This is a genomic window from Mesobacillus jeotgali (assembly GCF_900166585.1).
Taxonomy (GTDB): Bacteria; Bacillota; Bacilli; order Bacillales; family Cytobacillaceae; genus Mesobacillus; species Mesobacillus jeotgali_A.
Genome location: NZ_FVZC01000009.1, coordinates 462031 through 483444 on the forward strand (window position 1 = coordinate 462031; position 21414 = coordinate 483444).

Consider the following 21414-nt stretch of genomic DNA (forward strand, 5'->3'; position numbering starts at 1 on the left):
TCCTGATATTGGGTAACCTATTTTTGTATATTTAATTAAAATTTATGAAGTTAGAAAGGAAGAGGTGGCTCTGATGGCATCTAAAACGAAAAACAACATTGTTGATGCAGTGAAGCAGCTCGAAAAGATCGAAAGCCAATTTGAAATGTTCCAGATATTGAATGAAGAGGGCGAAGTCGTTAATGAAGCGGCAATGCCTGAACTTTCGGATGAGCAATTACAAGAATTGATGAAGCGTATGGTTTACACAAGGATTTTGGACCAGCGTTCAATTTCATTGAACCGCCAGGGACGTCTTGGCTTCTATGCTCCTACAGCAGGACAGGAAGCTTCCCAGCTTGCATCTCAGTTCGCACTTGAAAAAGAAGACTTTATCCTTCCGGGATATCGTGATGTACCACAGATGATCTGGCATGGCCTTCCGCTGACACAGGCATTCTTGTTCTCGCGCGGCCACTTCAAAGGTAATCAAATCCCTGAAGGCGTCAATGTAATTTCTCCGCAAATCATAATCGGTGCTCAATATATCCAGGCTGCAGGTGTTGCACTTGGAATGAAGAAACGCGGAACAAAAGCTGTTGCTGTAACCTATACAGGTGACGGCGGTTCATCTCAAGGAGACTTCTACGAAGGTATCAACTTTGCAGGTGCATATAAAGCGCCAGCGATCTTCTTCGTTCAAAATAACCGTTTCGCCATTTCTACTCCAGTAGAAAAGCAAACTGCTGCACAAACAATTGCCCAGAAAGCAGTTGCTGCAGGTATTCCTGGTATCCAGGTAGACGGAATGGACCCGCTTGCCGTATACGCAGTTACTCTTGAGGCTCGTAAGCGCGCAGTTAATGGAGAAGGCCCTACATTGATCGAGACAATGACTTACCGCTATGGTCCTCATACAATGGCTGGTGATGACCCAACTCGTTACCGTACAGCTGATCTGGACAACGAATGGGAAAAGAAAGATCCATTAGTACGTTTCCGCAAGTTCCTTGAGAAGAAAAACCTTTGGACTGAAGAGATGGAAAATGAAACAATTGAAAGAGCAAAAGAAGAAATCAAAAACGCTATCAAAGAAGCAGATGATACTCCTAAGCAAAAAGTAACAGACTTGATGGATATTATGTATGAAGAAATGCCAGTTCATCTAAAAGAACAATATGAAATATACAAAGAGAAGGAGTCGAAGTAAGCCATGGCTCAAATGACAATGATTCAAGCAATTACAGACGCTCTTCGCGTTGAATTGAAAAATGACCCTAACGTACTTGTATTCGGGGAAGACGTTGGTGTTAACGGCGGTGTATTCCGTGCGACAGAAGGCCTGCAAAATGAGTTTGGGGAAGATCGCGTATTTGATACGCCGCTTGCAGAATCCGGTATTGGCGGACTCGCTATCGGTCTTGCATTACAGGGATACCGTCCTGTTCCGGAAATTCAGTTCTTCGGATTTGTTTTCGAAGTAATGGATGCAATCGCTGGACAAATGGCACGTATGCGTTACCGTTCTGGCGGCCGCTATAGTTCACCAGTAACGATTCGTTCACCATTCGGGGGAGGCGTACATACACCAGAAATGCACGCTGACAGCCTTGAAGGAATGGTTGCACAGCAGCCTGGTTTGAAGGTTGTCATTCCTTCGACTCCATATGATGCAAAAGGTCTGTTGATTTCAGCGATTCGCGACAATGATCCAGTTATTTTCCTTGAGCACATGAAGCTTTATCGTTCATTCCGCCAGGAAGTTCCAGAAGAAGAGTACACAATTCCACTTGGAAAAGCGGACGTTAAGCGTGAAGGTAAAGACTTGTCTATTATTACTTATGGGGCAATGGTCCATGAATCATTGAAGGCTGCAGAAGAACTTGAAAAAGAAGGTCATTCTGTGGAAGTAATCGACTTAAGGACAGTTATGCCTTTCGATATTGAAACAATCATTGCTTCTGTTGAAAAAACAGGAAGAGCTATCGTTGTCCAGGAAGCACAAAAGCAGGCTGGAATGGCTGGTCAAATCGTTGCAGAAATCAATGACCGTGCAATCCTTAGCCTTGAAGCCCCAGTTTTAAGAGTGGCTGCTCCCGACACAGTATTTCCATTCTCCCAGGCGGAAAATGTATGGCTGCCTAACTATAAGGATGTAATCGAAACAGCGAAGAAAGTTCTTGAATTCTAAAATAAGCAAACAGGATCGATAAAACTTAGGAGGGTGAATTCCATTGGCATTCCAATTTAAACTGCCAGATATCGGCGAAGGTATTCACGAAGGTGAAATCGTCAAATGGTTCGTAAAGCCTGGCGATAAAGTTCAGGAAGACGATGTACTTTGTGAAGTGCAAAATGACAAAGCAGTTGTAGAAATTCCTTCACCTGTCGCTGGTACAGTCGAAGAAGTTTTAGTAGAAGAAGGAACAGTAGCAACAGTAGGACAAGTTCTTATAACATTTGATGCACCAGGCTACGAGGACCTTAAGTTCAAAGGCGAAGAAGAAGATGCACCTGCTGACCAGTCTAAACAGGAAAAGACAGAAGCTCAGGTACAGTCTACATTAGAATCTGGCCAGGACGTGAAAAAAGAGGCAGCAGATGCTCCGGCTCCTGCAGGTGCTACTGGTGCTGGCGCAGCGGCTGCACCACAAGCAGAGGTCGACCCTAACCGCCGTATTGTAGCTATGCCATCTGTCCGCAAATATGCCCGCGAAAAAGGTGTAGAAATCCGCCAGGTTGCTGGTTCAGGCAAGAACGGCCGCATCCTTAAAGGTGATATTGATAGCTTCATGAGCGGAGGAGCTCCTGCTGCTGCACCACAGGCTGAGCAAGTTCAGGCGGCTGAAACTGAGGCAGCTCCTAAAGCGGCAGCAGCTCAAGCGATTCCTGAAGGACAATATCCTGAAACTCGCGAAAAGATGAGCGGCATAAGAAAAGCAATTGCCAAAGCAATGGTTAACTCCAAGCATACAGCTCCACACGTTACTTTGATGGACGAAATAGATGTAACGAAACTTGTTGCTCACCGCAAGAAGTTCAAAGAAGTGGCAGCAGCGAAAGGAATCAAGCTTACATTCCTTCCATATGTGGTAAAGGCATTAACAAGTGCTTTACGTGAATATCCAGCTCTTAACACATCTTTAGATGATGCAACAAGCGAAATCATTCACAAGCACTATTACAATATTGGTATTGCAGCTGATACTGAAAAAGGATTGCTCGTACCTGTCGTTAAAGATGCTGACCGCAAGTCTGTATTCTCAATTTCAAATGAAATTAACGAACTTGCAGGAAAAGCACGTGATGGCAAACTTGCTCCAGATGAAATGAAAGGTGCTTCTTGCACAATCACGAACATCGGATCTGCTGGCGGACAATGGTTTACTCCGGTTATTAACCATCCGGAAGTTGCCATCCTTGGAATTGGACGTATCGCAGAAAAGCCTGTGGTCAAGGATGGAGAGATTGTAGCTGCTCCAGTACTTGCGCTATCCTTAAGCTTCGATCACCGCATGATCGACGGTGCAACTGCACAGCATGCATTGAATCACATTAAGCGCCTGTTGAACGATCCAGAACTATTGTTAATGGAGGGGTAATAAATGGTAGTAGGAGATTTTCCAATCGAAACTGATACTCTTGTCATTGGTGCCGGCCCTGGCGGATACGTGGCAGCCATTCGCGCTGCCCAGCTGGGCCAGAAGGTAACGATCGTTGAAAAAGCAACTCTTGGCGGAGTTTGCTTGAACGTCGGATGTATCCCTTCGAAAGCTTTGATTTCAGCTGGTCACAGATTCGAGAATGCAAAGCATTCGGAGGATATGGGAGTCATAGCTGAAAACGTAACACTTGATTTTTCAAAGGTCCAGGAATTCAAGGCTGGAGTCGTCAAAAAATTGACAGGCGGCGTTGAGGGTCTATTGAAAGGCAACAAGGTTGACATTGTTAGAGGCGAAGCTTATTTCGTTGATGCTAACACAATTCGTGTTATGGACGAAAATTCAGCGCAGACATATACATTCAAAAATGCAATCCTGGCGACTGGATCCCGTCCAATCGAAATTCCAGCATTCAAATTTTCAAAGCGTGTATTGGATTCCACTGGTGCATTGAATCTTCAGGAACTGCCTGAAAGCATTGTTGTAATCGGCGGAGGTTATATCGGTACAGAGCTTGGCGGTGCCTATGCAAGCTTTGGCACTAAGGTTACAATCCTTGAAGGTGCTGACGAAATTCTTAATGGATTCGAAAAGCAAATGTCATCACTAGTGAAAAAGAACCTTAAGAAAAAGGGTGCTGAAATAATCACGAAGGCTCTTGCTAAAGGTGTTGAAGAAAGTGAAACTGGCGTAACTGTGACCTATGAGGTTAAAGGTGAAGTGCAAAAAGTCGAAGCGGACTACGTATTTGTCATGGTAGGCAGAAAGCCAAACACTGATGAACTTGGCCTTGAACAAGTAGGAATCGAGATGACAGACCGTGGTGTTATCAAAATTGACAAACAATGCCGCACAAATGTGAGCAATATTTACGCAATCGGCGACATTGTAGAAGGACCGCCGCTGGCTCATAAAGCATCTTACGAAGGGAAAATTGCTGCTGAGGCTATTGCTGGACACCCTTCTGAAATCGATTATCTGGCAATCCCGGCTGTTGTGTTCTCTGACCCAGAATTGGCGTCGGTTGGTTATTCTGAAAAAGAAGCAAAAGATGCTGGCATCGATATTAAGGCAGCGAAGTTTCCGTTTGCTGCAAACGGCCGTGCACTTTCACTTAACCAGACTGATGGCTTCCTGAAGCTAATCACTCGCAAGGAAGATGATATTGTCATCGGTGCGCAAATTGCAGGTCCTAATGCCTCTGATATGATTGCAGAACTTGGTCTTGCAATTGAAGCTGGCATGACTGCGGAAGACTTGGCAATGACTATCCACGCTCACCCAACATTAGGTGAAATCACGATGGAAGCTGCAGAAGTAGCGCTTGGAAATCCGATTCATATCGTAAAATAAAGCAAAAAAAATCCTTCCCAGCTTGGGAAGGATTTTTTTAATTACTATTCAAAACAGCAGAGAGAGGCTCGATAATCTGTTCTTTTGTTGCACTTCCATTTACATTTGCGAGAACCTGGTCACGATGGACAATCAAGATGGCCGGAAACTTTTCCACCTCAAAGAGGTCATAGTATTTATTCGCATTCGCAGCCGGAATGACAACAATATTATCGAATTCCGAAGGGTATTCCTTTTTTAATTCTATGATTGCGTCATAGTAGGAGGATTCATGCTTATAATTCTCTTCATCTGAGAAGAAGACAACCTGTTTAATATTTTCATCAAGCTCCAGTCCATCAGAATCGTTAACCGGATTGCATGAAGCTGTAAGGAAAAGGAATGTAGCGACAAAAACAAAAGACAAACATTTCATTTATCTTTGCCTCACTTTTTTTAAAATTATGTTTCGCACTGGCTAACTAGTTGTCCATATTCTATCATAGCAATTTCCAAAAGAATGGAATGTTATTGAATTGTTATATAAATGAAAAATATCCACCATTACAATACATATACTAGTAAAAACAACAGATGTTTAGCAGTCTGTTGCTGGGGAAAGATAATTTAGACATGGTGGTGGAGGATTTGAAGGTCTATACTGTTTTATTGCTTCAATCAATAATCTGGAGTGGGTATACCTTAATGGAATGGCTATCCAAACACGATCATCCGATTTATAATGGAATTATGTTTATGGTGTTTTTTTATCTGGCAATTATAATAGGTAATTATATAATGAAATCTGCAAGAAAGACTTTCTTAATTACCATTTTAAGTCTTGTTATATATGTATCTTTTCATTTTACAATGTCTTTTATCATATAAAATTTGACATTTCACCGAGATGAATGCCTGAAATCCATCATCATTGTCAGCAAAGACGTACTAGCAGGAGGGGAAGGGATTGGATAAAGTTTTCTTACTTGCACTTTTAGCAGCATTATTGTTAACTGGCTGCAGCACAGCAGAAAATGTACAGAAGACAAAAGGATCAAATAAAGAGAAAGAACAAATCGTTACAGAGGAAAAAGTTGCGGAACAGACACCAAAAAGCAATGAATCAGAACCAGTAAATAAATCGCCTGAAGAAGATTCGGTCAGTGAAGAGGCAGCCCAGGTAACTCCTCAGTATAGAATGAAAACTGATTTTTCAATTGAAAATATCAAGAACCCCGATGAAAAAATTGTTTTGTTGACAATAGACGACGCACCTGACAAAAATGCACTGGAGATGGCAAAAACATTAAAGGAATTAAATGTTAAAGCAATCTTTTTTGTGAATGGACATTTTCTTAATACTCCTGAAGAAGGGGAAGTTTTAAAGGAAATTCATCGAATGGGCTTTCCAATTGGCAATCATACATATAATCACAAAACATTGAAGGATTTACCCGTTGAACAGCAAAGAAGAGAGATTATCGACCTTAACGACAAAGTTGAGGAGTTAATAGGCGAAAGGCCTAGATTTTTCAGAGCTCCATTTGGTATGAATACGGATTACAGTATGAAGCTTGCTGCTGAGGAAAAGATGCTCGTCATGAACTGGACTTATGGATATGATTGGGAGAAAGAATATCAATCAAAAGAAGCATTGGCTGATATCATGGTCAACACACCTTTGCTTAGGAACGGAGCCAATTTGCTGATGCACGACAGAAAATGGACAAGCGAGGCATTAAGGGACATAGTAAATGGCCTTCAGAATAAAGGGTTTAAGATTGTTGACCCTTCACTTATAGAAACACCAGTAAATCAAGAAACGGCTGCTCATTAGCAGCCGTTTTCTGGTTAGCTATAACTTTATTTCCGAGGATAGAAGTACATGACTCTCCCATTGAATAAATGGAGTTCCCCCTGCAACTTTTTACCAATGAATTTGCTGAACTCATTGGCCTTTCCTTTATCGCCAGCTGTTGCTGAAGGAGGCAGTGTGATTTGTATGTAGGATTGCTCTCGTTCAGAGCCGTCTTCTTGAACAACCTTTTCATTGTCAACACCAATAAGAATGGTATTATAACGATCCTGGGATGATTGAAGGTAGAACCAGGTTCCTTTTCCGTCTTCTTTTTCCTTTAAATCGTAAGGGAACGCTGAGTTTTCGTAGTTCCAGTCTACCTGGTCGCCTGTTTTTGCAGTGATTTCCTTATAATAATTAAATAAATCTTTCAGTTCTTCCGTGGAAATGGCTTGCTGAGATGATGATGGAACAAGTTTGATATATGCATTACTAGACATTGTCCAATCCCCTTTTCCTATCTATTCTCCACCATTTTATCACTCCTGAAAAAGCATTGACAATAGAATAAAAGGTTTTTAGTTTTGTGTTACTTGCCTTTTTCTCAAATAAGAATTATAATAATATTCTAAATATTTAATTTAAAGGAGGAGGCATATGGAACTGTTCGAAAAGCTTTATGATGAGCACGAAAAGGTTCAGGTCAGGTTTGTTGGGTTCACCACTTATGACACTCGTTATGACTTTGGGATCGTGTATACCAATATGTTTTTCGGAAAACCTCTAGTAGTCTGCATGCAGACAGGGCGTTCGGCACTCCTCGACCCAAAGGACATAGAAGACGTAGAATATTTACAGAAAGCATTTCATATTTCAGAAGTCCGGCAGGCAGAGGACCTTGCGCTGTTTTTTAATGAAGAACTGCCAACAGCCCCTTTCCAGACCCAATACGAATAAGGTTATGTAAAAGCAGGCCAATTGCAGGCCTGTTTTTAATTTTGATCATTCACGATACCGATTCCTTTTAGTGATTGTTAGGAAAAACGAGAAAAGTGTCATACTAATTTAAAAAGGGACATATAATTTAATTTATGTTAACACAAATTCCCCGTTAAAAAATAAAAGTGTTATACAATTTAGGCTTGAAATATAAATAGTGTTATATTATTATATATTTAGAAGTTGATGAAGCGCTTTCAAAATTCATAACGAAAAGGAGTTTGAAATGATGGGAACTATCGTATGTCAAACATGCAATTCTACAATTGACCATTTCGAAGATGAGAAAGTAACAGTGTTATATTCAAAAAAATGCAATTGCTGCGACCATGAAGGTGCGGAAGAAAGATAGAATAGACAAAAGGGCATGCGATGCATGCCCTTCTTTTTTTATCTGATTGCTTTGTGTTCTTTGATAACTCTGAATGATTTAAGCTCATCATCCTCTGGTCCTTGTACAGGGAGCCCAGCTTCCATATTCGTCTTAATATACAGCAGGTTCTCTTTAGTAATAATTTCCCCTGGAATAAAAATTGGTATCCCTGGCGGATAAACCATGACGAATTCGGCAATGATCCGTCCTTCTGACTCCTCAACCGGGATTACCTCTGTATCTGCGTAAAATGCATCTCTAGGTGTCAAAGCCAATAAAGGAATATCTGGAAGCATGACCTCGGCATGGACTTTTTCTGCTAAATGATGGAATTCCTTTGAAAGCTCACGCAATGCTTGCACAAGGATATCAGCTTCTTTTTGGGTGTCACCAGGTGTGATGATGCACAGGATATTATACAAATCTGAAAGTTCAACTTCGATATTGTATTTTTCACGCAGCCATTTTTCGACTTCATATCCTGTAATGTTTAAATCTTTAATGCTAATGAGTACTTTTGTTGGATCAAAATCATAAGTCGCATTAGTACCAAGCAGGTCCTCGCCCGGGCAGTAAAGATGTTCAATTTCGTTTACCTGGTTACGAATCCATTGAGCAAGCTTGATTGTCCTGTCGATAATGTCCCTTCCTTCAGTTGCCAGCCTTCTTCTTGCAGTATCCAGTGACGCGAGCAATAGATATGAAGTAGAAGTTGTCGTCAGCATGCTGATGATGGATTGGACACGTTTTGCCGAAACCAGTCCTTCTTTTACATTAAGGATGGAGCTTTGCGTCATCGAACCACCAAGCTTATGCACGCTCGTGGCTGCCATATCCGCTCCTGCCTGCATTGCTGAGAGCGGAAGTTCCTCATGGAAGTGGATATGGACACCGTGTGCTTCATCGACTAACACAGGTACATGATAAGAATGGGCAATTTCAACGATTTTCTTTAAATCGGCAGCAAAGCCGAAGTAAGTTGGATTTATTACGAGCAAACCTTTGGCATCCGGATGCTGCTCGAGTGCTTTTTCAACGGAATCAGTTGAAATACCGTGGGAAATTCCCAGTTTTTTATCGATTTCAGGATGAATGAAAATAGGGATCGCACCAGAAAACACAATCGCAGACATAATGGATTTGTGAACGTTCCTCGGAACAATGATTTTGTCTCCAGGTCCGCAGACAGTCATGATCATAGTCATGATTGCGCCGCTTGTCCCCTGTACTGAAAAAAAGGTATGATCTGCGCCAAAAGCTTCAGCCGCGAGCTCCTGAGCCTGCTTAATGATTCCTTTTGGAGAATGCAGGTCGTCCAGCGGACCGATATTGATTAAATCAATGGAGAGAGCATTATCCCCAATGAACTCCCTGAACTCAGGATCAATCCCGCTGCCCTTCTTATGCCCGGGAATATGAAACTGGACCGGGTTTTTTTCTGCATGTTTTAACAGACTTGTAAATAATGGTGTTTCGTATTGTGACAATTGATGATCACACCTCTTTATTGTATTGGATTCCCTTTTTATAGGTTATGAGTATTTTTCAGCTTTTAAAAAAATAAAACACATGCATTATAGCACTAATCAAGGTGTTTGCAAAGAATTTCAAAATGACGGGGATCCAGTTTAAAAGAAAAAGGAATTAGGGTTCTTTTAATAGAAGTATTAACGATACAAGCATTGCGAAGGAGAGGGAATATGAACTGGAATAATGATGTTACGAACCTTTTAGGAATTCAATATCCAATTGTCCAGGGAGGACTGGCTTATCTGGCTTATTCTGACCTGGCTGCAGCTGTATCGAATGCAGGAGGATTGGGTCAGATTACCGCAATGTCACTTCCTGACCCGGATGCCCTAAGAGCAGAGATACATAAAGTAAGAGAACTTACGGACAAGCCATTTGGAGTGAATTTCGCAATCGGCCAGCACGGAAGGCCATTTTCTCATTACCTGGATGTAGCCATTGAAGAAGGTGTTCCTGTTATTTCAATGACAGGAGGAAATCCCGCACCAATTTTTGAGCAGTTAAAAGGAACCAATACAAAAAAACTTGTACTGGTGGCCGCTAAAAGACAGGCCCAAAAAGCAGAGGAGCTGGGAGCGGATGCCGTAATGGTGGTCGGACAGGAAGGAGGAGGACATCTCGGGAAGAGTGATATTGGCACAATGGTACTGATTCCTTCAGTCGTGGATGCAGTAAATATTCCGGTTATCGCTTCAGGAGGAATTGGGGATGGCAGGGGCCTTATGGCGGCTTTAAGCTTGGGTGCGAAGGGAATAGAGATGGGTACACGTTTCATTGCTACAAAAGAGTGCGTTCATGCTAGCGAGTTATACAAGCAAAGGCTAATTGAAGGTACAGAGAATGATACAACCGTGATAAAAAGAACATTAGGCATGCCTGCAAGGGCCATCTCCAACCCATTGACTGATAGAATTCTTGAAATAGAGAAACAGGGCGGCAAATATGAAGACTTGAAAGAAATGATCAGCGGAGCAGCTAACAGGAAGTATATTTATGAAGGCGATCAGGAAAACGGCTTTGGCTGGGCCGGCCAGGTAATGGGATTAATCAAAGATTCGCCTACAGTGTCTGAGCTGTTTGACAGGATCATTAAAGAAGCAGAAGAAATCAGAACATCCTGGAGCAGATAAAGACCCTCATTGCTTGCGCTCTCTAGGAAATAACTGTACAATCGATTAACATAAAAACGATGTCTGGGACATCCCGGATACAGCATAAAAGCAGGTGAGCACAGATGGAATACCAATATCCGATAGACTATACATGGTCAACTGATGAAATTGTCGACGTCATTCATTTTTATGAATGTATTGAGCAAGCCTACGAAAAAGGGATTGATCGCGATGCTTTGCTTGAGGCATACAGGCGTTTTAAAGAAATTGTCCCTGCTAAAGCACAGGAAAAAACACTTTTCAATGAATTTGAGGAAGTTAGCGGCTACGTCTCATTTCAGGCAGTAAAAGCAATTAAAGAAACCGCTACCGGTGAGAAGATTAAGGTCGCCTCAAAAAAGTTAAAAAGGTAATTTGCTGAAACAATAAGAGAGAGCCCATATAAGAATGGGCTCTTTCTTATTGTCAAGGTGCGGCCCCTAATTACTCAAAACGCATGTCTAATGTCGTAGCCTAGAAACTCTGAAACTTGCCCTCCGCCAGCTCCAGCATAAAAACACCTTTGTCAGAGTCCTCAAGTTTCTGCGTTTCTGACATCAGCTGTACTTTTCGATTTAGGTCATGTTTATGTAGTCAAAGAACAAATGCGCTGTCAGGTCCTTAGAGAAAACACGATGTACTGCATCCGGCAACTCCAAAATGTTTTATTTAGGACAGCAGCCCTTGTCGAAATTGGGCAGTCGCCTACGCTTTAAATGGTTTATGCCAATCTATATAGGGGTAATGTTTCTTTAAATACAAACTCAATTTTCGAAAGCATTTCATCACTGCTAAGCTTGACGGCTTCCTCGCGAGGAATGTTTAATCCACAAAGGATTTCAGCTTTCTTAACGGTTTGGAGACGTTGGAACATCGACAGAAGGTCTTCCTTAGAAAGCTCTCCATGCATGGTCGCTTCTGGTTTCATATGATCGGCTGACCAATAGAAATTCTTAGGAGTCCGAGAAAAAATAGAATCAAGGTTATTTTCCAGTTTCTTGCCGATGACTTCCTTATCAGGTGCCTCGTATATTACGGCGAACCAGATAAAGACATGCGTTTCCCACAGGCCAATCTGGAAGTGCGGCAGCATTTTGTACCCCCTCGGATTGCTGGCAAAAGCGACCCATGTATCCTTTGGCGGATTCTTCGTCCGTCTGGCATGTTTGGCTACATGGTAATGCATCTCTTCGCCGGCAATGCTTGAAAGGGTAGGAGCGAAATGCTGGCCGAGTTGTTCAAGCTTCGGGCGAATATGGGATTTTAAAGCCTCCATTCGTTCATCGAGACCGTTAATTTTAAAAACATCGAAATCTGCTTTATCGAATCCTTGAAATGACAATATAAAAACCTCCTAATGCTTTGTCAAATATTGTAGCAAAAGCTTTTCGAAAATAGAAGCGACAGGTCTTTTTCGGGACCTGGGTATCCGCACATATTTGTACCACAGCCAAATGAAACTTCATACAATGAAGAAAAAACTTAAATTAATAGAGGAGTGTAAAATAAATGAAACAACTTATAAATTCAACAAGGAAAAGAAATGGTGAACTGCAGAGAACCGCTGTCTTAAGACTTGAAATGGATTATGAATTAGCGACACTTTTTGATGCCATGACGGAATCAGATAAACCGAAAATGAAAGAATGCAAACAAAAATTAGAAAGAATTCGACAAGAATTACTTCGTTTAAAGGCATTGTAATTGTCGAAAACGTACTTTGAAGGAAGAAGATAGCAAATGATCAGGAAAATGAAATACTGCGGTGATCCAGACACTTAACGAACTCCCTTGATGCTGATGGAGTTCGTTTCTTATGTCTTAAACATAACGAATAGAACTTGCATGTTAATCAGTTGACAAGGGAAATCCTAATACTTGATGGAAACGAAGTGAATTGGATAAGCTTAAGTAGATTCCTAAAGCTTGATTGATGGTAAAATTATTAGAACGGGGGAAAGCTGAATGGAATATAATCTGAAAGAAATTGATACATACGCGAAAGAATGGATAAAAGAGGCCGGAGAGAATATTAGGGATTCCTTTCCCAAGACTTTGAATGTAACGTCTAAATCGAATCCTAATGATCTGGTTACAGATATAGATCAAGCAACAGAGCAATATTTTATAAAAAAAATTAAAGAAACATACCCGGACCATAAGATTATGGGTGAAGAAGGTTACGGCGACGAGGTCACTGATTTATCAGGTGTCGTCTGGATAATAGACCCTATAGATGGAACGATGAATTTTGTCCACCAACAGCGGAATTTTGCCATTTCAATTGGCATTTATATTGATGGAGAGGGAATGATCGGCCTTATATACGATGTAGTCCATGATGAACTATACCATTGTATAAAGGGCAACGGAGTGTATTTAAATGAAAAGTCGATTCCAACACTGACAGAAGCAAAGGTCAGTGAAGCGATTATTGCCCTTAATGCTATCTGGGTTGCCCCAAATAAACGAATCGATCACCAATTGCTTATTCCTCTTGTAAAGGACGTAAGAGGGACACGCTCATATGGTTCAGCCGCGATGGAAATGGTCTATGTCGCAACTGGCAGGATCGATGCTTATATGACACCCAGGCTTGCTCCATGGGATATCGCTGCAGGCATTATCATGATCAAGGAGCTTGGCGGAGAAGCCACGAACCTCAGAGGAGAAAAACTGGATATGCTGAAGCAGAATTCTCTGTTTGTTTCAAAGCCTGGCCTTCACGGTGAAATTTTAACGAATTACCTTAAAGATGGAAAATGGTAAAGTTAATATCACGGCCATATCGGGGTTCAGATTCGGAACTTCTTCAACAGCTTGTGGCAACCAGTCCAAAATGGATAAAAAATGAATTAAAAGGAATGAGCCTCGGGGATTACTTAAACCAGTATGAGGATATATCAGGTGAGTGGAGGGTATGGGAAAAAGGGGGCAGCCCTGTTTCTGTTACTTTCCATGTCGATTCGGCTCCTTCGAATAAAAAACCGTGGTTAGGGACGATACTGGTAAAAGCTGAGGAACGGCGATGTGGTTTCGCCTCTGCCATTTTGGACATACTTTCAAACGAAATGAAGGCAAAAGGGAATAAGGCACTTTTTGCGGGTGTTCCTATTGATGAATATGAATGGTCCAACTTTTTGGCTGACTGCGGTTTCGAACAATTCAAAACAGAAGAAAATAAGGACGAAACCTTTTTAATCATGGTCCGCCCTCTTGAATGACCGGCTGTATTCCAGCCGGTTTTGCTATTGTATTTTAAAGCTCTCCTGCTTCTCTCATCTTCTTTTTTTTCTTAAATCCGAATCCCATAACTAATACAAGCGCAATGATACAAGCTATAGCGCCGGCAACACTTCGTTCACCTATGGCGATCCCAATCCCAATCATGCATGAAGCGGCTGCAAATGCGAAAAATAATAATGGCCATTTTATCTGCTTCAAGGTGTTTCCCCCCATTCGACATTTGGTGCAAATAATAATATATTTAATTGTACATTAAAATGCTTTTAGGTTTCTACTCTTATTGTGTTATAATATGTAAGTTGTGTAAAAAGCCAATCGATAAATTACGAATTAAAGGCAGGGTGACTTTTTTGAAATTAAGAGAAGATATTAGAAATATAGCAATCATTGCACACGTTGACCATGGTAAAACGACATTGGTTGACCAGCTCCTAAAGCAGTCGGGTACATTCCGTTCCAATGAACACGTTGAAGAGCGTGCAATGGATTCCAACGACCTTGAAAGAGAACGGGGAATCACCATCCTCGCGAAAAATACAGCTATTTCATATAAAGATACACGTATTAACATTCTTGATACTCCTGGTCACGCTGACTTTGGCGGCGAAGTAGAGCGTATCATGAAGATGGTAGACGGCGTATTGCTTGTTGTTGACGCATATGAAGGCTGCATGCCTCAAACACGCTTTGTTTTAAAGAAAGCATTGGAACAGCATTTAACCCCAATCGTGGTTGTAAATAAAATCGACCGTGACTTTGCCCGTCCTTCAGAGGTAGTTGATGAAGTCCTTGACTTGTTCATCGAACTAGGCGCAGATGAGGACCAGCTTGAGTTCCCGGTTGTTTATGCATCTGGTATCAACGGAACTGCAAGTATGGATCCTGATAAACAGGATGAAAACATGCAGGCATTGTACGAGTCAATCATTGACCACATCCCTGCTCCTGTTGATAATCGTGAAGAGCCACTTCAATTCCAGGTTGCCCTTCTTGATTATAATGACTATGTAGGCAGAATCGGAATCGGCCGTGTCTTCCGCGGAACCATGAAAGTCGGCCAACAGGTAGCACTTATGAAGCTTGACGGTTCAGTAAAACAATTCCGTGTCACAAAAATCTTTGGATTCTTCGGATTGAAGCGTCAGGAAATCCAGGAAGCATATGCTGGGGACCTAATCGCAGTATCTGGTATGGAAGACATCAATGTCGGTGAAACAGTATGTCCATTCGACAACCAGGATCCGCTGCCGGTTTTACGTATTGATGAGCCGACACTTCAAATGACATTCCTTGTCAATAACAGTCCGTTCGCTGGCCGTGAGGGTAAATACCTTACTGCCAGGAAAATCGAAGAAAGACTTCGCGCGCAGCTGCAAACTGATGTTAGTCTTAGAGTAGACAACACTGATTCCCCTGATGCCTGGATCGTTTCCGGACGTGGAGAACTGCACCTGTCTATCCTGATTGAAAACATGCGTCGTGAAGGCTATGAGCTTCAAGTGTCTAAACCGGAAGTTATCGTAAGGGAAATCGACGGAGTGAGATGTGAACCGGTTGAACGAGTTCAAATCGATGTTCCTGAAGAACATACAGGATCCATCATGGAATCAATTGGTGCACGTAAAGGCGAAATGCTCGATATGATCAACAATGGAAGCGGCCAGGTTCGATTGATTTTCAACGTACCAGCACGTGGACTTATTGGATACACAACAGAATTTTTAACATTGACTCGCGGATATGGTATCATTAACCATACATTTGACAGCTATCAGCCAATGCTTCAAGGCCAGGTTGGCGGACGCCGCCAGGGTGTTCTTGTATCAATGGAATCTGGAAAATCATCAACATACGGTATCATGCAGGTAGAAGACCGCGGTACTATTTTTGTTGAGCCAGGAACTGAAATTTACGAGGGCATGATTGTTGGTGAGCACACTCGTGAAAATGATATTACAGTAAATATCACTAAGGTGAAAGCAGCTACTAATATTCGTTCTGCTAACAAGGATCAAACTTCTGTCATCAAGAAGCCAAGAATCATGACGCTTGAGGAATCTTTGGAATACTTGAACGATGATGAGTATTGTGAAGTAACACCTGAATCAATCAGACTCCGTAAAAAGATTCTTGATAAGAATGAGCGTGAAAGACAGGCGAAAAAGAAAAAATACGCTGAAGCTTAATTAAGTAGGGGGAAGAAGTATGGATGTAAGCCAGAGATTATCATTTTTTGCTGCATTATTCAGGGTAGATGAGAACCCAACAGTCGGAATGTGGTTACTTTATTTAACGATTGCCGCTTTAAGTATCCTTGTTTATAAACTCGGATTTGCACAAAAGCTGCCGTTGCTGAAAAGTATCATCATCTACATGTTTTTATTGCTAGGCTCTACAGTCCTTACCTTCCTTGCTATTTTCCTTCCGATTGCGGAAGGACTTGTGGTCGCTGCACTCATCCTGATCATTTACAAACTCAGGCTGCGCCAGCATAAAAAAGCAGAAGCGAATGTCAAATAGGAGTTGGGGAAATGAAATCACTCCAGGATGCAATTTATAATTGGCTGACTATCAAAATCGTCAGCGACGCTAGACCAGAAGATACAGCAGCCCAGGAAACTACCCAATTGTTCGAGCAAATTCTTGCCGAGGAACATCAAGTTGAGTCAAAAGAACTGAAACGTGATGCACTGATGTATTATGTCACTGTCGTCCAACAAGGAAACTCCAAGGAATACCGTTTCCCCCGCGACCTGATTGAAGTCATGCTTGACCAGATCAGACAGGAACCAGACAAATACGCGAACTATCCAGAGCAAGACTAAAAAATCCGCCCAGCGATGGGCGGATTTTTTGATGTTTCGTGAGGTTCGGGATGTTATTGAGAAGAAAGAACAACCATAAGCATTCAAATTATCCTTGATTAAGACAGGTAGGAGGAGGAAGCTGTCAAGATAAGTCAAGGATTAAGACAGGCAGGAGGAAGAAAGCACCGAAGCTGTCAAGATAAGTCCAGTATTAAGACAGACAGGAGGAAAAAAGCGCCGAAGCTGTCAAAAAAAGTCCAGAATTCAGACAGGTTTGAAGAAGATAGCACCGAAGCTATCAGATAATCCCTGTGTTAAGACAGGTGAGTGAAGGAAAGCAGAAAAGCTGTCAAAATCCACCTTAAATAATGACAGCCTGGAAGCGAACCGTAAAATGCTGTCAAAATCCTCCACTCATGCTCCTGTTTTTAGTCCTGGGTATAGCATGGCAATCACCAGTCATCCTTTTTAACCCGGCTTCGATACAGTTTGAAATTGCCCGTGGCGATACGGTTGTTTGTTTTCTCGGCAATTCTCTCATTACAGTTATCACACATATATGTATGGATTGGACGATTTCGAAGCCTCTTTGCCTGAAGAGTATCACTATTGATATTTTCAATTTTGTCGCATAAAACACACTTGACTCTCATACTGCACCTCTTATCGATAATTAGCTTACATAGCTTATTTGAGTTTAGATTTATTATAGTATATCATGGTTTAAAACCGGGAAAAGGGGAATCGTTTGATTTGCTCCGAATAATCGGTTCGTAGTAATATTATGATAGTTTAAGGAGGGTGAATATGGCAAATCAAGTAGAACCTAAACTAATTAAACCATTGTTCGATGAACTTCAAAAAGAGCGTTTTGTCACCTTGGCGACGGTTGATCATGAAACTGGCGGACCAAATGTCAGCGCCATTTCATGGGTACTTGCAAAGGACGAGGAAACTGTTTATTTCGCAGTGGATAACAGATCTCGAATCATCGAGAACATCAAAAGCAATCATAAGGCAGTAATCAATCTGATTGCGAATGAATCTACATACTCAATCAGCGGCACTGCAAGTGTTAAACAGGAAAAGCTTGAAGGAGTACCGCTGAAGCTGGCATTAGTCGAAATCAAGATCAGCGAAGTAAGAGACGTCATGTTCTATGGTTCGAAAATCGTAGCAGAACCACAATATGACAAGACATATGATAAGGATGCGGCAGCCCGCCTCGATAAGCAAGTAATGGATGCAATGAGAAAAGCTTAGTCGAAGACTAAGCTTTTTTCAATCCTGCCCTATTTATGATAATTTGATTGTTGTTCCTGATCTTTCTCCAGCTGTTTTCTCTCGCCCTGATTCAGTTGCTTCTTTGGTTCCTCTGTCGGACTCTTTGTTTGCGGGTCAATCATATCCGCAGGGACCTCTGGCATGATCCTTCCTGTAATATCGGAAAGTTCATTCAGGATTCCCCTGAGCGGCTGTCCACTTTTTATGTCCTCTCCAATTTCCTTCAATCTAGCAGTGATATCCGGGTCTGCTATCACAACAGCACTGGCACCATGAGGATCTTTCTTTAAAGCCTCGGCCACCGTATATTTTACTGTATCTACTTCCGACCGCTCCATATTATCATTTACGTCTATTCCGACAATAGCATAAGGGCCAATAACCACAGCAGCGGCATCCTCTACATTCGGGATATGGGTTGTTAAATTTACAAGATGGCGGGAAATCTTCTGTCCTGATTGGCGGTCAACATCCTCAATCACACTATTTTGCACCTTGACCTCATGATTATTGCCATTCTGGTTAGCGTTATTCTGCCCATTACATGCAGTCAATAGAAAAATGAACGTTATTGCAGCAACCAATCTTATCATTATTAAATCCCTCCGGATATTTAATCTGAAAACACCATTAAACATTCTGTAATGTTATATAAAAAAACAAATGCTCAAAGGTTATTGTGCAAAACATCTTCTATCTTTATTCAGAAAGTCATATATTTTACCAAAGTCCCGGCCAAGGCTGCCGAGTTGGCCAAAGTCGAGATCAATAAGGCGGGAGGCATCAATTTGAGTAAAATATACGTACTGGATACAAACGTCTTACTACAGGATCCGCACGCAATTTTTTCCTTTCAAGACAATGAAGTTGTCATACCTGCTGTAGTTCTGGAGGAAGTGGATTCAAAGAAAAGATATATGGATGAGATTGGGCGGAATGCACGCCAGGTTTCAAGGCTAATAGACGGCATGAGGGAAACTGGGAAGCTTCACGAGAAAATCAATCTAGAAGGCGGAGGTACACTCAGGATTGAGTTGAACCATCGCTCCTTCCATCAACTTCAGGAGATCTTTGTTGAAAAAACGAATGACAACCGAATCCTCGCAGTGGCAAAAAACCTGAGCCTCGAAGAAGAAACCAAAGAGGATGGGCGTCCGGTAATCCTTGTCAGCAAAGACGCACTCGTCCGGGTAAAAGCTGATGCGATTGGGTTGATCGCTGAGGACTTTTTGAGCGACAGGGTTGTTGATATGAATCACCTCTATTCTGGTTATGCAGAAGTATATCTTGAAATTGAGGTTTTGAACCGTTTTTATGAAAAAGGCGAACTTGGTTTCGCTGAATTAAAAGGGCAAAATTTTTTTTATCCGAATCAATTTGTGATCATGAAAGATATTCTTGGCAGTTCAGCATCTGCGATAGGAATGGTAGATACCAAAAATAAAAAGGTGAAAAAGCTTGTATTCGAGCACGAAGGGAAACATACCTGGGGGATCCGGCCGAGAAATGTACAGCAAATAATGGCAATGGAATTGCTTTTACGGAAAGACATGCCCCTCGTTACATTGATAGGCCGCGCAGGTACAGGCAAAACCTTGCTGGCTTTGGCATCAGGTCTGCTCCAGACTGAGGACCTGGGCATCTTTAAAAAGCTTCTTGTCGCCAGACCGATTGTGCCCGTCGGGAAGGATCTTGGATATTTGCCTGGCGAAAAACAGGAAAAGCTCAGGCCGTGGATACAGCCAATTTATGACAATCTTGAGTTCCTATTCAATACGAAAAAACCAGGTGAGCTGGATGCAATCCTCGCTGGAATGGGATCAATAGAAGTCGAAGCACTAACCTATATTAGAGGAAGAAGTATTCCGGATCAATTTATCATTATTGATGAAGCTCAAAACCTGACAAAACATGAGGTGAAAACAATCCTGACCAGGGTCGGGGAGCGGAGCAAAATTGTCCTGATGGGGGACCCTGACCAGATTGATCACCCCTACCTGGATGCATATAATAACGGTTTGACTTATGTCGTCGAAAAGTTCAAGGACCAGCAAATTTCAGGCCATGTACAACTGGTCAAAGGAGAAAGGTCGCCTCTAGCCCAGTTGGCTGCCGATATATTAAAATAAGCCGAATGAACTTTTGCATCAGTGACGAATGAGCTAAGAAAAGTAAATAACGGGCATCCTGCTGGATGCCCGTTGGTGTGCCTTACATATCATTCGACGGTAAAACCGGTAACATTTTTGATTGGATGATCCTTATTAGACCCATCTTTGTAATATACATGCAGTGGCCCATCTTCTTTTAAGGGTTTGCCGTCCTTTGAAAAACCGAGGATAATCCCAGTAGCCTCTTCGATAGAAAGCACTGCCTGATCGTTTTCACCGTATTCAATCACTACTTTTTTCGACTCGGGTTCTGGTTCAGCGTTTTCAAGAAATGATTTGAAAGGAATGCCGAATGTACCAGTTAAGGCTTTTTCTTTCTCGAACTTTACTTCAGTCTTAAGTGTCGGGGGATAAACAGCTCCTTCCATGATTTCACGGTCCCAATGCTTAGAAACTGCCTTCGTATATCGTTCAATATGATCTTCGCTTTCATGCTTTTCAGTAAAATATGTATTTAAATCTACTTTTCTGTCATCGAAAATCCACACGCCCGGATCCAATGTGATTTTGAATTTAACTTTTCCTTTGATAGGGATAATCGTTTCCATGTTTTCCTCCTGCCTTTGTTCTGCATGTTACAATCAAGTATACCGATATTTGGGACGAATGTCATTTCGTCTATCCCGAATGACAGGATCATTTATTTCTTCCTCCCTAATATTCTTGCTTTTTTGTCCGCATAAGGGTAAAATTTATAGATAGGATTGGGTAATCGCTCGGAAACGGGGGGATCAAGTTGGCGTCTGATATGATTATTAACCATCAGGAAAAAGCCCATGCCTTATTAAAGGCTGACGCTGATAAAATTTTAAGGCTGATCAAAGTGCAAATGGATAACCTTACAATGCCTCAATGCCCTCTTTATGAAGAGGTTCTAGATACGCAGATGTTTGGATTATCGAGAGAGATAGACTTTGCAGTAAGGCTCGGCTTAATCGAAGAATCAGATGGGAAAGTAATTCTTGAACAATTAGAGAGAGAACTTTCCATCTTGCATGAAGCTTCGTTAAAAAAATAAATCCTAAAAACTCAAACGATCCCGGCGGATGTTTGAGTTTTTTTGTGAAGTATTTTCTTTAAGT

26 protein-coding genes are annotated in these 21414 nt (G+C 41.7%); 18 read left to right on the forward strand and 8 right to left on the reverse strand.

All coding sequences use genetic code 11. From position 1 onward, the window contains the following. Positions 1–73: 73 nt before the first annotated feature. From pdhA to lpdA, 4 genes are read left to right on the forward strand one after another with little or no spacing between them, the layout of a single operon-like run. Positions 74–1189, forward strand: coding sequence for a pyruvate dehydrogenase (acetyl-transferring) E1 component subunit alpha (gene pdhA, locus B5X77_RS12270; RefSeq protein ID WP_079508274.1), 1116 nt, complete (start codon positions 74–76; stop codon positions 1187–1189). Between the two features lie 3 nt (positions 1190–1192). Next, the gene (locus B5X77_RS12275; RefSeq protein WP_079508275.1) at positions 1193–2170 is read left to right on the forward strand and encodes an alpha-ketoacid dehydrogenase subunit beta; all 978 of its coding nucleotides are present in this window, start codon (positions 1193–1195) and stop codon (positions 2168–2170) included. A 43-nt stretch (positions 2171–2213) separates the two neighbouring features. After that, on the forward strand, positions 2214–3581 hold the full coding sequence (locus B5X77_RS12280) for a dihydrolipoamide acetyltransferase family protein (RefSeq protein ID WP_079508276.1): 1368 nt from the start codon (positions 2214–2216) through the stop codon (positions 3579–3581). A 3-nt stretch (positions 3582–3584) separates the two neighbouring features. Then, the gene (gene lpdA, locus B5X77_RS12285; RefSeq protein WP_079508277.1) at positions 3585–4994 is read left to right on the forward strand and encodes a dihydrolipoyl dehydrogenase; all 1410 of its coding nucleotides are present in this window, start codon (positions 3585–3587) and stop codon (positions 4992–4994) included. Positions 4995–5031: 37 nt separating this feature from the next. Here lpdA and B5X77_RS12290 read toward each other — a convergent pair whose 3' ends face one another. Continuing rightward, entirely contained in the window at positions 5032–5409 is a 378-nt protein-coding gene (locus tag B5X77_RS12290; RefSeq protein ID WP_257391804.1) for a small peptidoglycan-associated lipoprotein, read from the reverse strand. 531 nt (positions 5410–5940) lie between these two features. Between B5X77_RS12290 and B5X77_RS12300 the strand changes: the two genes are divergently transcribed. After that, positions 5941–6810: a polysaccharide deacetylase family protein gene (locus B5X77_RS12300; RefSeq protein WP_079508280.1), complete on the forward strand. Its 870-nt coding sequence runs from the start codon at positions 5941–5943 to the stop codon at positions 6808–6810. Positions 6811–6836: 26 nt separating this feature from the next. Here B5X77_RS12300 and B5X77_RS12305 read toward each other — a convergent pair whose 3' ends face one another. Then, the gene (locus B5X77_RS12305; RefSeq protein WP_079508281.1) at positions 6837–7271 is read right to left on the reverse strand and encodes a DUF1885 family protein; all 435 of its coding nucleotides are present in this window, start codon (positions 7269–7271) and stop codon (positions 6837–6839) included. Positions 7272–7428: 157 nt separating this feature from the next. On the opposite strand from B5X77_RS12305, the gene B5X77_RS12310 reads away from it, so the two are divergent. Next, positions 7429–7728, forward strand: a complete 300-nt coding sequence (locus tag B5X77_RS12310; protein WP_079508282.1) for a DUF3055 domain-containing protein — start codon at positions 7429–7431, stop codon at positions 7726–7728. A 271-nt stretch (positions 7729–7999) separates the two neighbouring features. Continuing rightward, entirely contained in the window at positions 8000–8122 is a 123-nt protein-coding gene (locus B5X77_RS12315) for a GapA-binding peptide SR1P (RefSeq protein ID WP_079508283.1), read from the forward strand. A gap of 38 nt (positions 8123–8160) precedes the next feature. On the opposite strand, the gene B5X77_RS12320 is transcribed toward B5X77_RS12315, so the two are convergent. After that, the gene (locus B5X77_RS12320; RefSeq protein WP_079508285.1) at positions 8161–9630 is read right to left on the reverse strand and encodes an aminotransferase class I/II-fold pyridoxal phosphate-dependent enzyme; all 1470 of its coding nucleotides are present in this window, start codon (positions 9628–9630) and stop codon (positions 8161–8163) included. Positions 9631–9843: 213 nt separating this feature from the next. Here B5X77_RS12320 and B5X77_RS12325 point away from each other — a divergent pair, with 213 nt between their 5' ends. Continuing rightward, positions 9844–10803, forward strand: coding sequence for an NAD(P)H-dependent flavin oxidoreductase (locus B5X77_RS12325; RefSeq protein ID WP_079508286.1), 960 nt, complete (start codon positions 9844–9846; stop codon positions 10801–10803). Between the two features lie 104 nt (positions 10804–10907). Then, complete coding sequence (locus B5X77_RS12330) at positions 10908–11198, forward strand: UPF0223 family protein (protein ID WP_079508288.1); 291 nt, start codon at positions 10908–10910, stop codon at positions 11196–11198. Positions 11199–11545: 347 nt separating this feature from the next. Here B5X77_RS12330 and B5X77_RS12335 read toward each other — a convergent pair whose 3' ends face one another. Continuing rightward, positions 11546–12166: a YktB family protein gene (locus B5X77_RS12335; RefSeq protein ID WP_079508290.1), complete on the reverse strand. Its 621-nt coding sequence runs from the start codon at positions 12164–12166 to the stop codon at positions 11546–11548. A gap of 167 nt (positions 12167–12333) precedes the next feature. On the opposite strand from B5X77_RS12335, the gene B5X77_RS12340 reads away from it, so the two are divergent. From B5X77_RS12340 to B5X77_RS12350, 3 genes are all read left to right on the forward strand, one after another. Continuing rightward, positions 12334–12528 carry a hypothetical protein gene (locus tag B5X77_RS12340; RefSeq protein ID WP_079508291.1) on the forward strand — a complete coding sequence of 65 codons (195 nt, stop codon included), beginning with the start codon at positions 12334–12336 and terminating at the stop codon, positions 12526–12528. Between the two features lie 261 nt (positions 12529–12789). Continuing rightward, positions 12790–13593, forward strand: a complete 804-nt coding sequence (locus B5X77_RS12345; RefSeq protein ID WP_079508292.1) for an inositol monophosphatase family protein — start codon at positions 12790–12792, stop codon at positions 13591–13593. Then, the gene (locus B5X77_RS12350) at positions 13587–14048 is read left to right on the forward strand and encodes a hypothetical protein (RefSeq protein WP_079508293.1); all 462 of its coding nucleotides are present in this window, start codon (positions 13587–13589) and stop codon (positions 14046–14048) included. The genes B5X77_RS12345 and B5X77_RS12350 overlap by 7 nt, the downstream gene beginning before the upstream one ends. A 34-nt stretch (positions 14049–14082) precedes the next feature. Here the strand turns inward: B5X77_RS12350 and B5X77_RS12355 are convergent, their stop codons facing one another. Further along, a complete protein-coding gene (locus B5X77_RS12355) occupies positions 14083–14268 on the reverse strand; it encodes a YlaF family protein (protein WP_079508294.1) in 186 nt (61 codons plus the stop codon). Positions 14269–14420: 152 nt separating this feature from the next. Between B5X77_RS12355 and typA the strand changes: the two genes are divergently transcribed. The 3 genes from typA to B5X77_RS12370 are packed head-to-tail and all read left to right on the forward strand — an operon-like array spanning position 14421 to position 16895. Beyond that, positions 14421–16256: a translational GTPase TypA gene (gene typA / locus B5X77_RS12360; RefSeq protein WP_079508295.1), complete on the forward strand. Its 1836-nt coding sequence runs from the start codon at positions 14421–14423 to the stop codon at positions 16254–16256. Positions 16257–16275: 19 nt separating this feature from the next. Further along, on the forward strand, positions 16276–16590 hold the full coding sequence (locus B5X77_RS12365) for a YlaH-like family protein (RefSeq protein WP_079508296.1): 315 nt from the start codon (positions 16276–16278) through the stop codon (positions 16588–16590). A gap of 11 nt (positions 16591–16601) precedes the next feature. Further along, positions 16602–16895 carry a hypothetical protein gene (locus B5X77_RS12370; RefSeq protein ID WP_079508297.1) on the forward strand — a complete coding sequence of 98 codons (294 nt, stop codon included), beginning with the start codon at positions 16602–16604 and terminating at the stop codon, positions 16893–16895. Positions 16896–17329: 434 nt separating this feature from the next. Here the strand turns inward: B5X77_RS12370 and B5X77_RS12375 are convergent, their stop codons facing one another. Continuing rightward, positions 17330–17530: a YlaI family protein gene (locus B5X77_RS12375; protein WP_079508298.1), complete on the reverse strand. Its 201-nt coding sequence runs from the start codon at positions 17528–17530 to the stop codon at positions 17330–17332. Between the two features lie 154 nt (positions 17531–17684). Here B5X77_RS12375 and B5X77_RS12380 point away from each other — a divergent pair, with 154 nt between their 5' ends. Further along, on the forward strand, positions 17685–18140 hold the full coding sequence (locus B5X77_RS12380; RefSeq protein ID WP_079508299.1) for a pyridoxamine 5'-phosphate oxidase family protein: 456 nt from the start codon (positions 17685–17687) through the stop codon (positions 18138–18140). A 29-nt stretch (positions 18141–18169) separates the two neighbouring features. Here B5X77_RS12380 and B5X77_RS12385 read toward each other — a convergent pair whose 3' ends face one another. Further along, positions 18170–18754: a YhcN/YlaJ family sporulation lipoprotein gene (locus tag B5X77_RS12385; protein WP_079508300.1), complete on the reverse strand. Its 585-nt coding sequence runs from the start codon at positions 18752–18754 to the stop codon at positions 18170–18172. Positions 18755–18949: 195 nt separating this feature from the next. On the opposite strand from B5X77_RS12385, the gene B5X77_RS12390 reads away from it, so the two are divergent. Then, positions 18950–20290: a PhoH family protein gene (locus tag B5X77_RS12390; RefSeq protein ID WP_079508301.1), complete on the forward strand. Its 1341-nt coding sequence runs from the start codon at positions 18950–18952 to the stop codon at positions 20288–20290. Between the two features lie 89 nt (positions 20291–20379). On the opposite strand, the gene B5X77_RS12395 is transcribed toward B5X77_RS12390, so the two are convergent. Next, complete coding sequence (locus B5X77_RS12395) at positions 20380–20880, reverse strand: molybdopterin-binding protein (RefSeq protein WP_079508302.1); 501 nt, start codon at positions 20878–20880, stop codon at positions 20380–20382. A 188-nt stretch (positions 20881–21068) separates the two neighbouring features. On the opposite strand from B5X77_RS12395, the gene B5X77_RS12400 reads away from it, so the two are divergent. Further along, entirely contained in the window at positions 21069–21350 is a 282-nt protein-coding gene (locus tag B5X77_RS12400) for an Fpa/YlaN family protein (RefSeq protein ID WP_079508303.1), read from the forward strand. Positions 21351–21414: the final 64 nt, after the last annotated feature.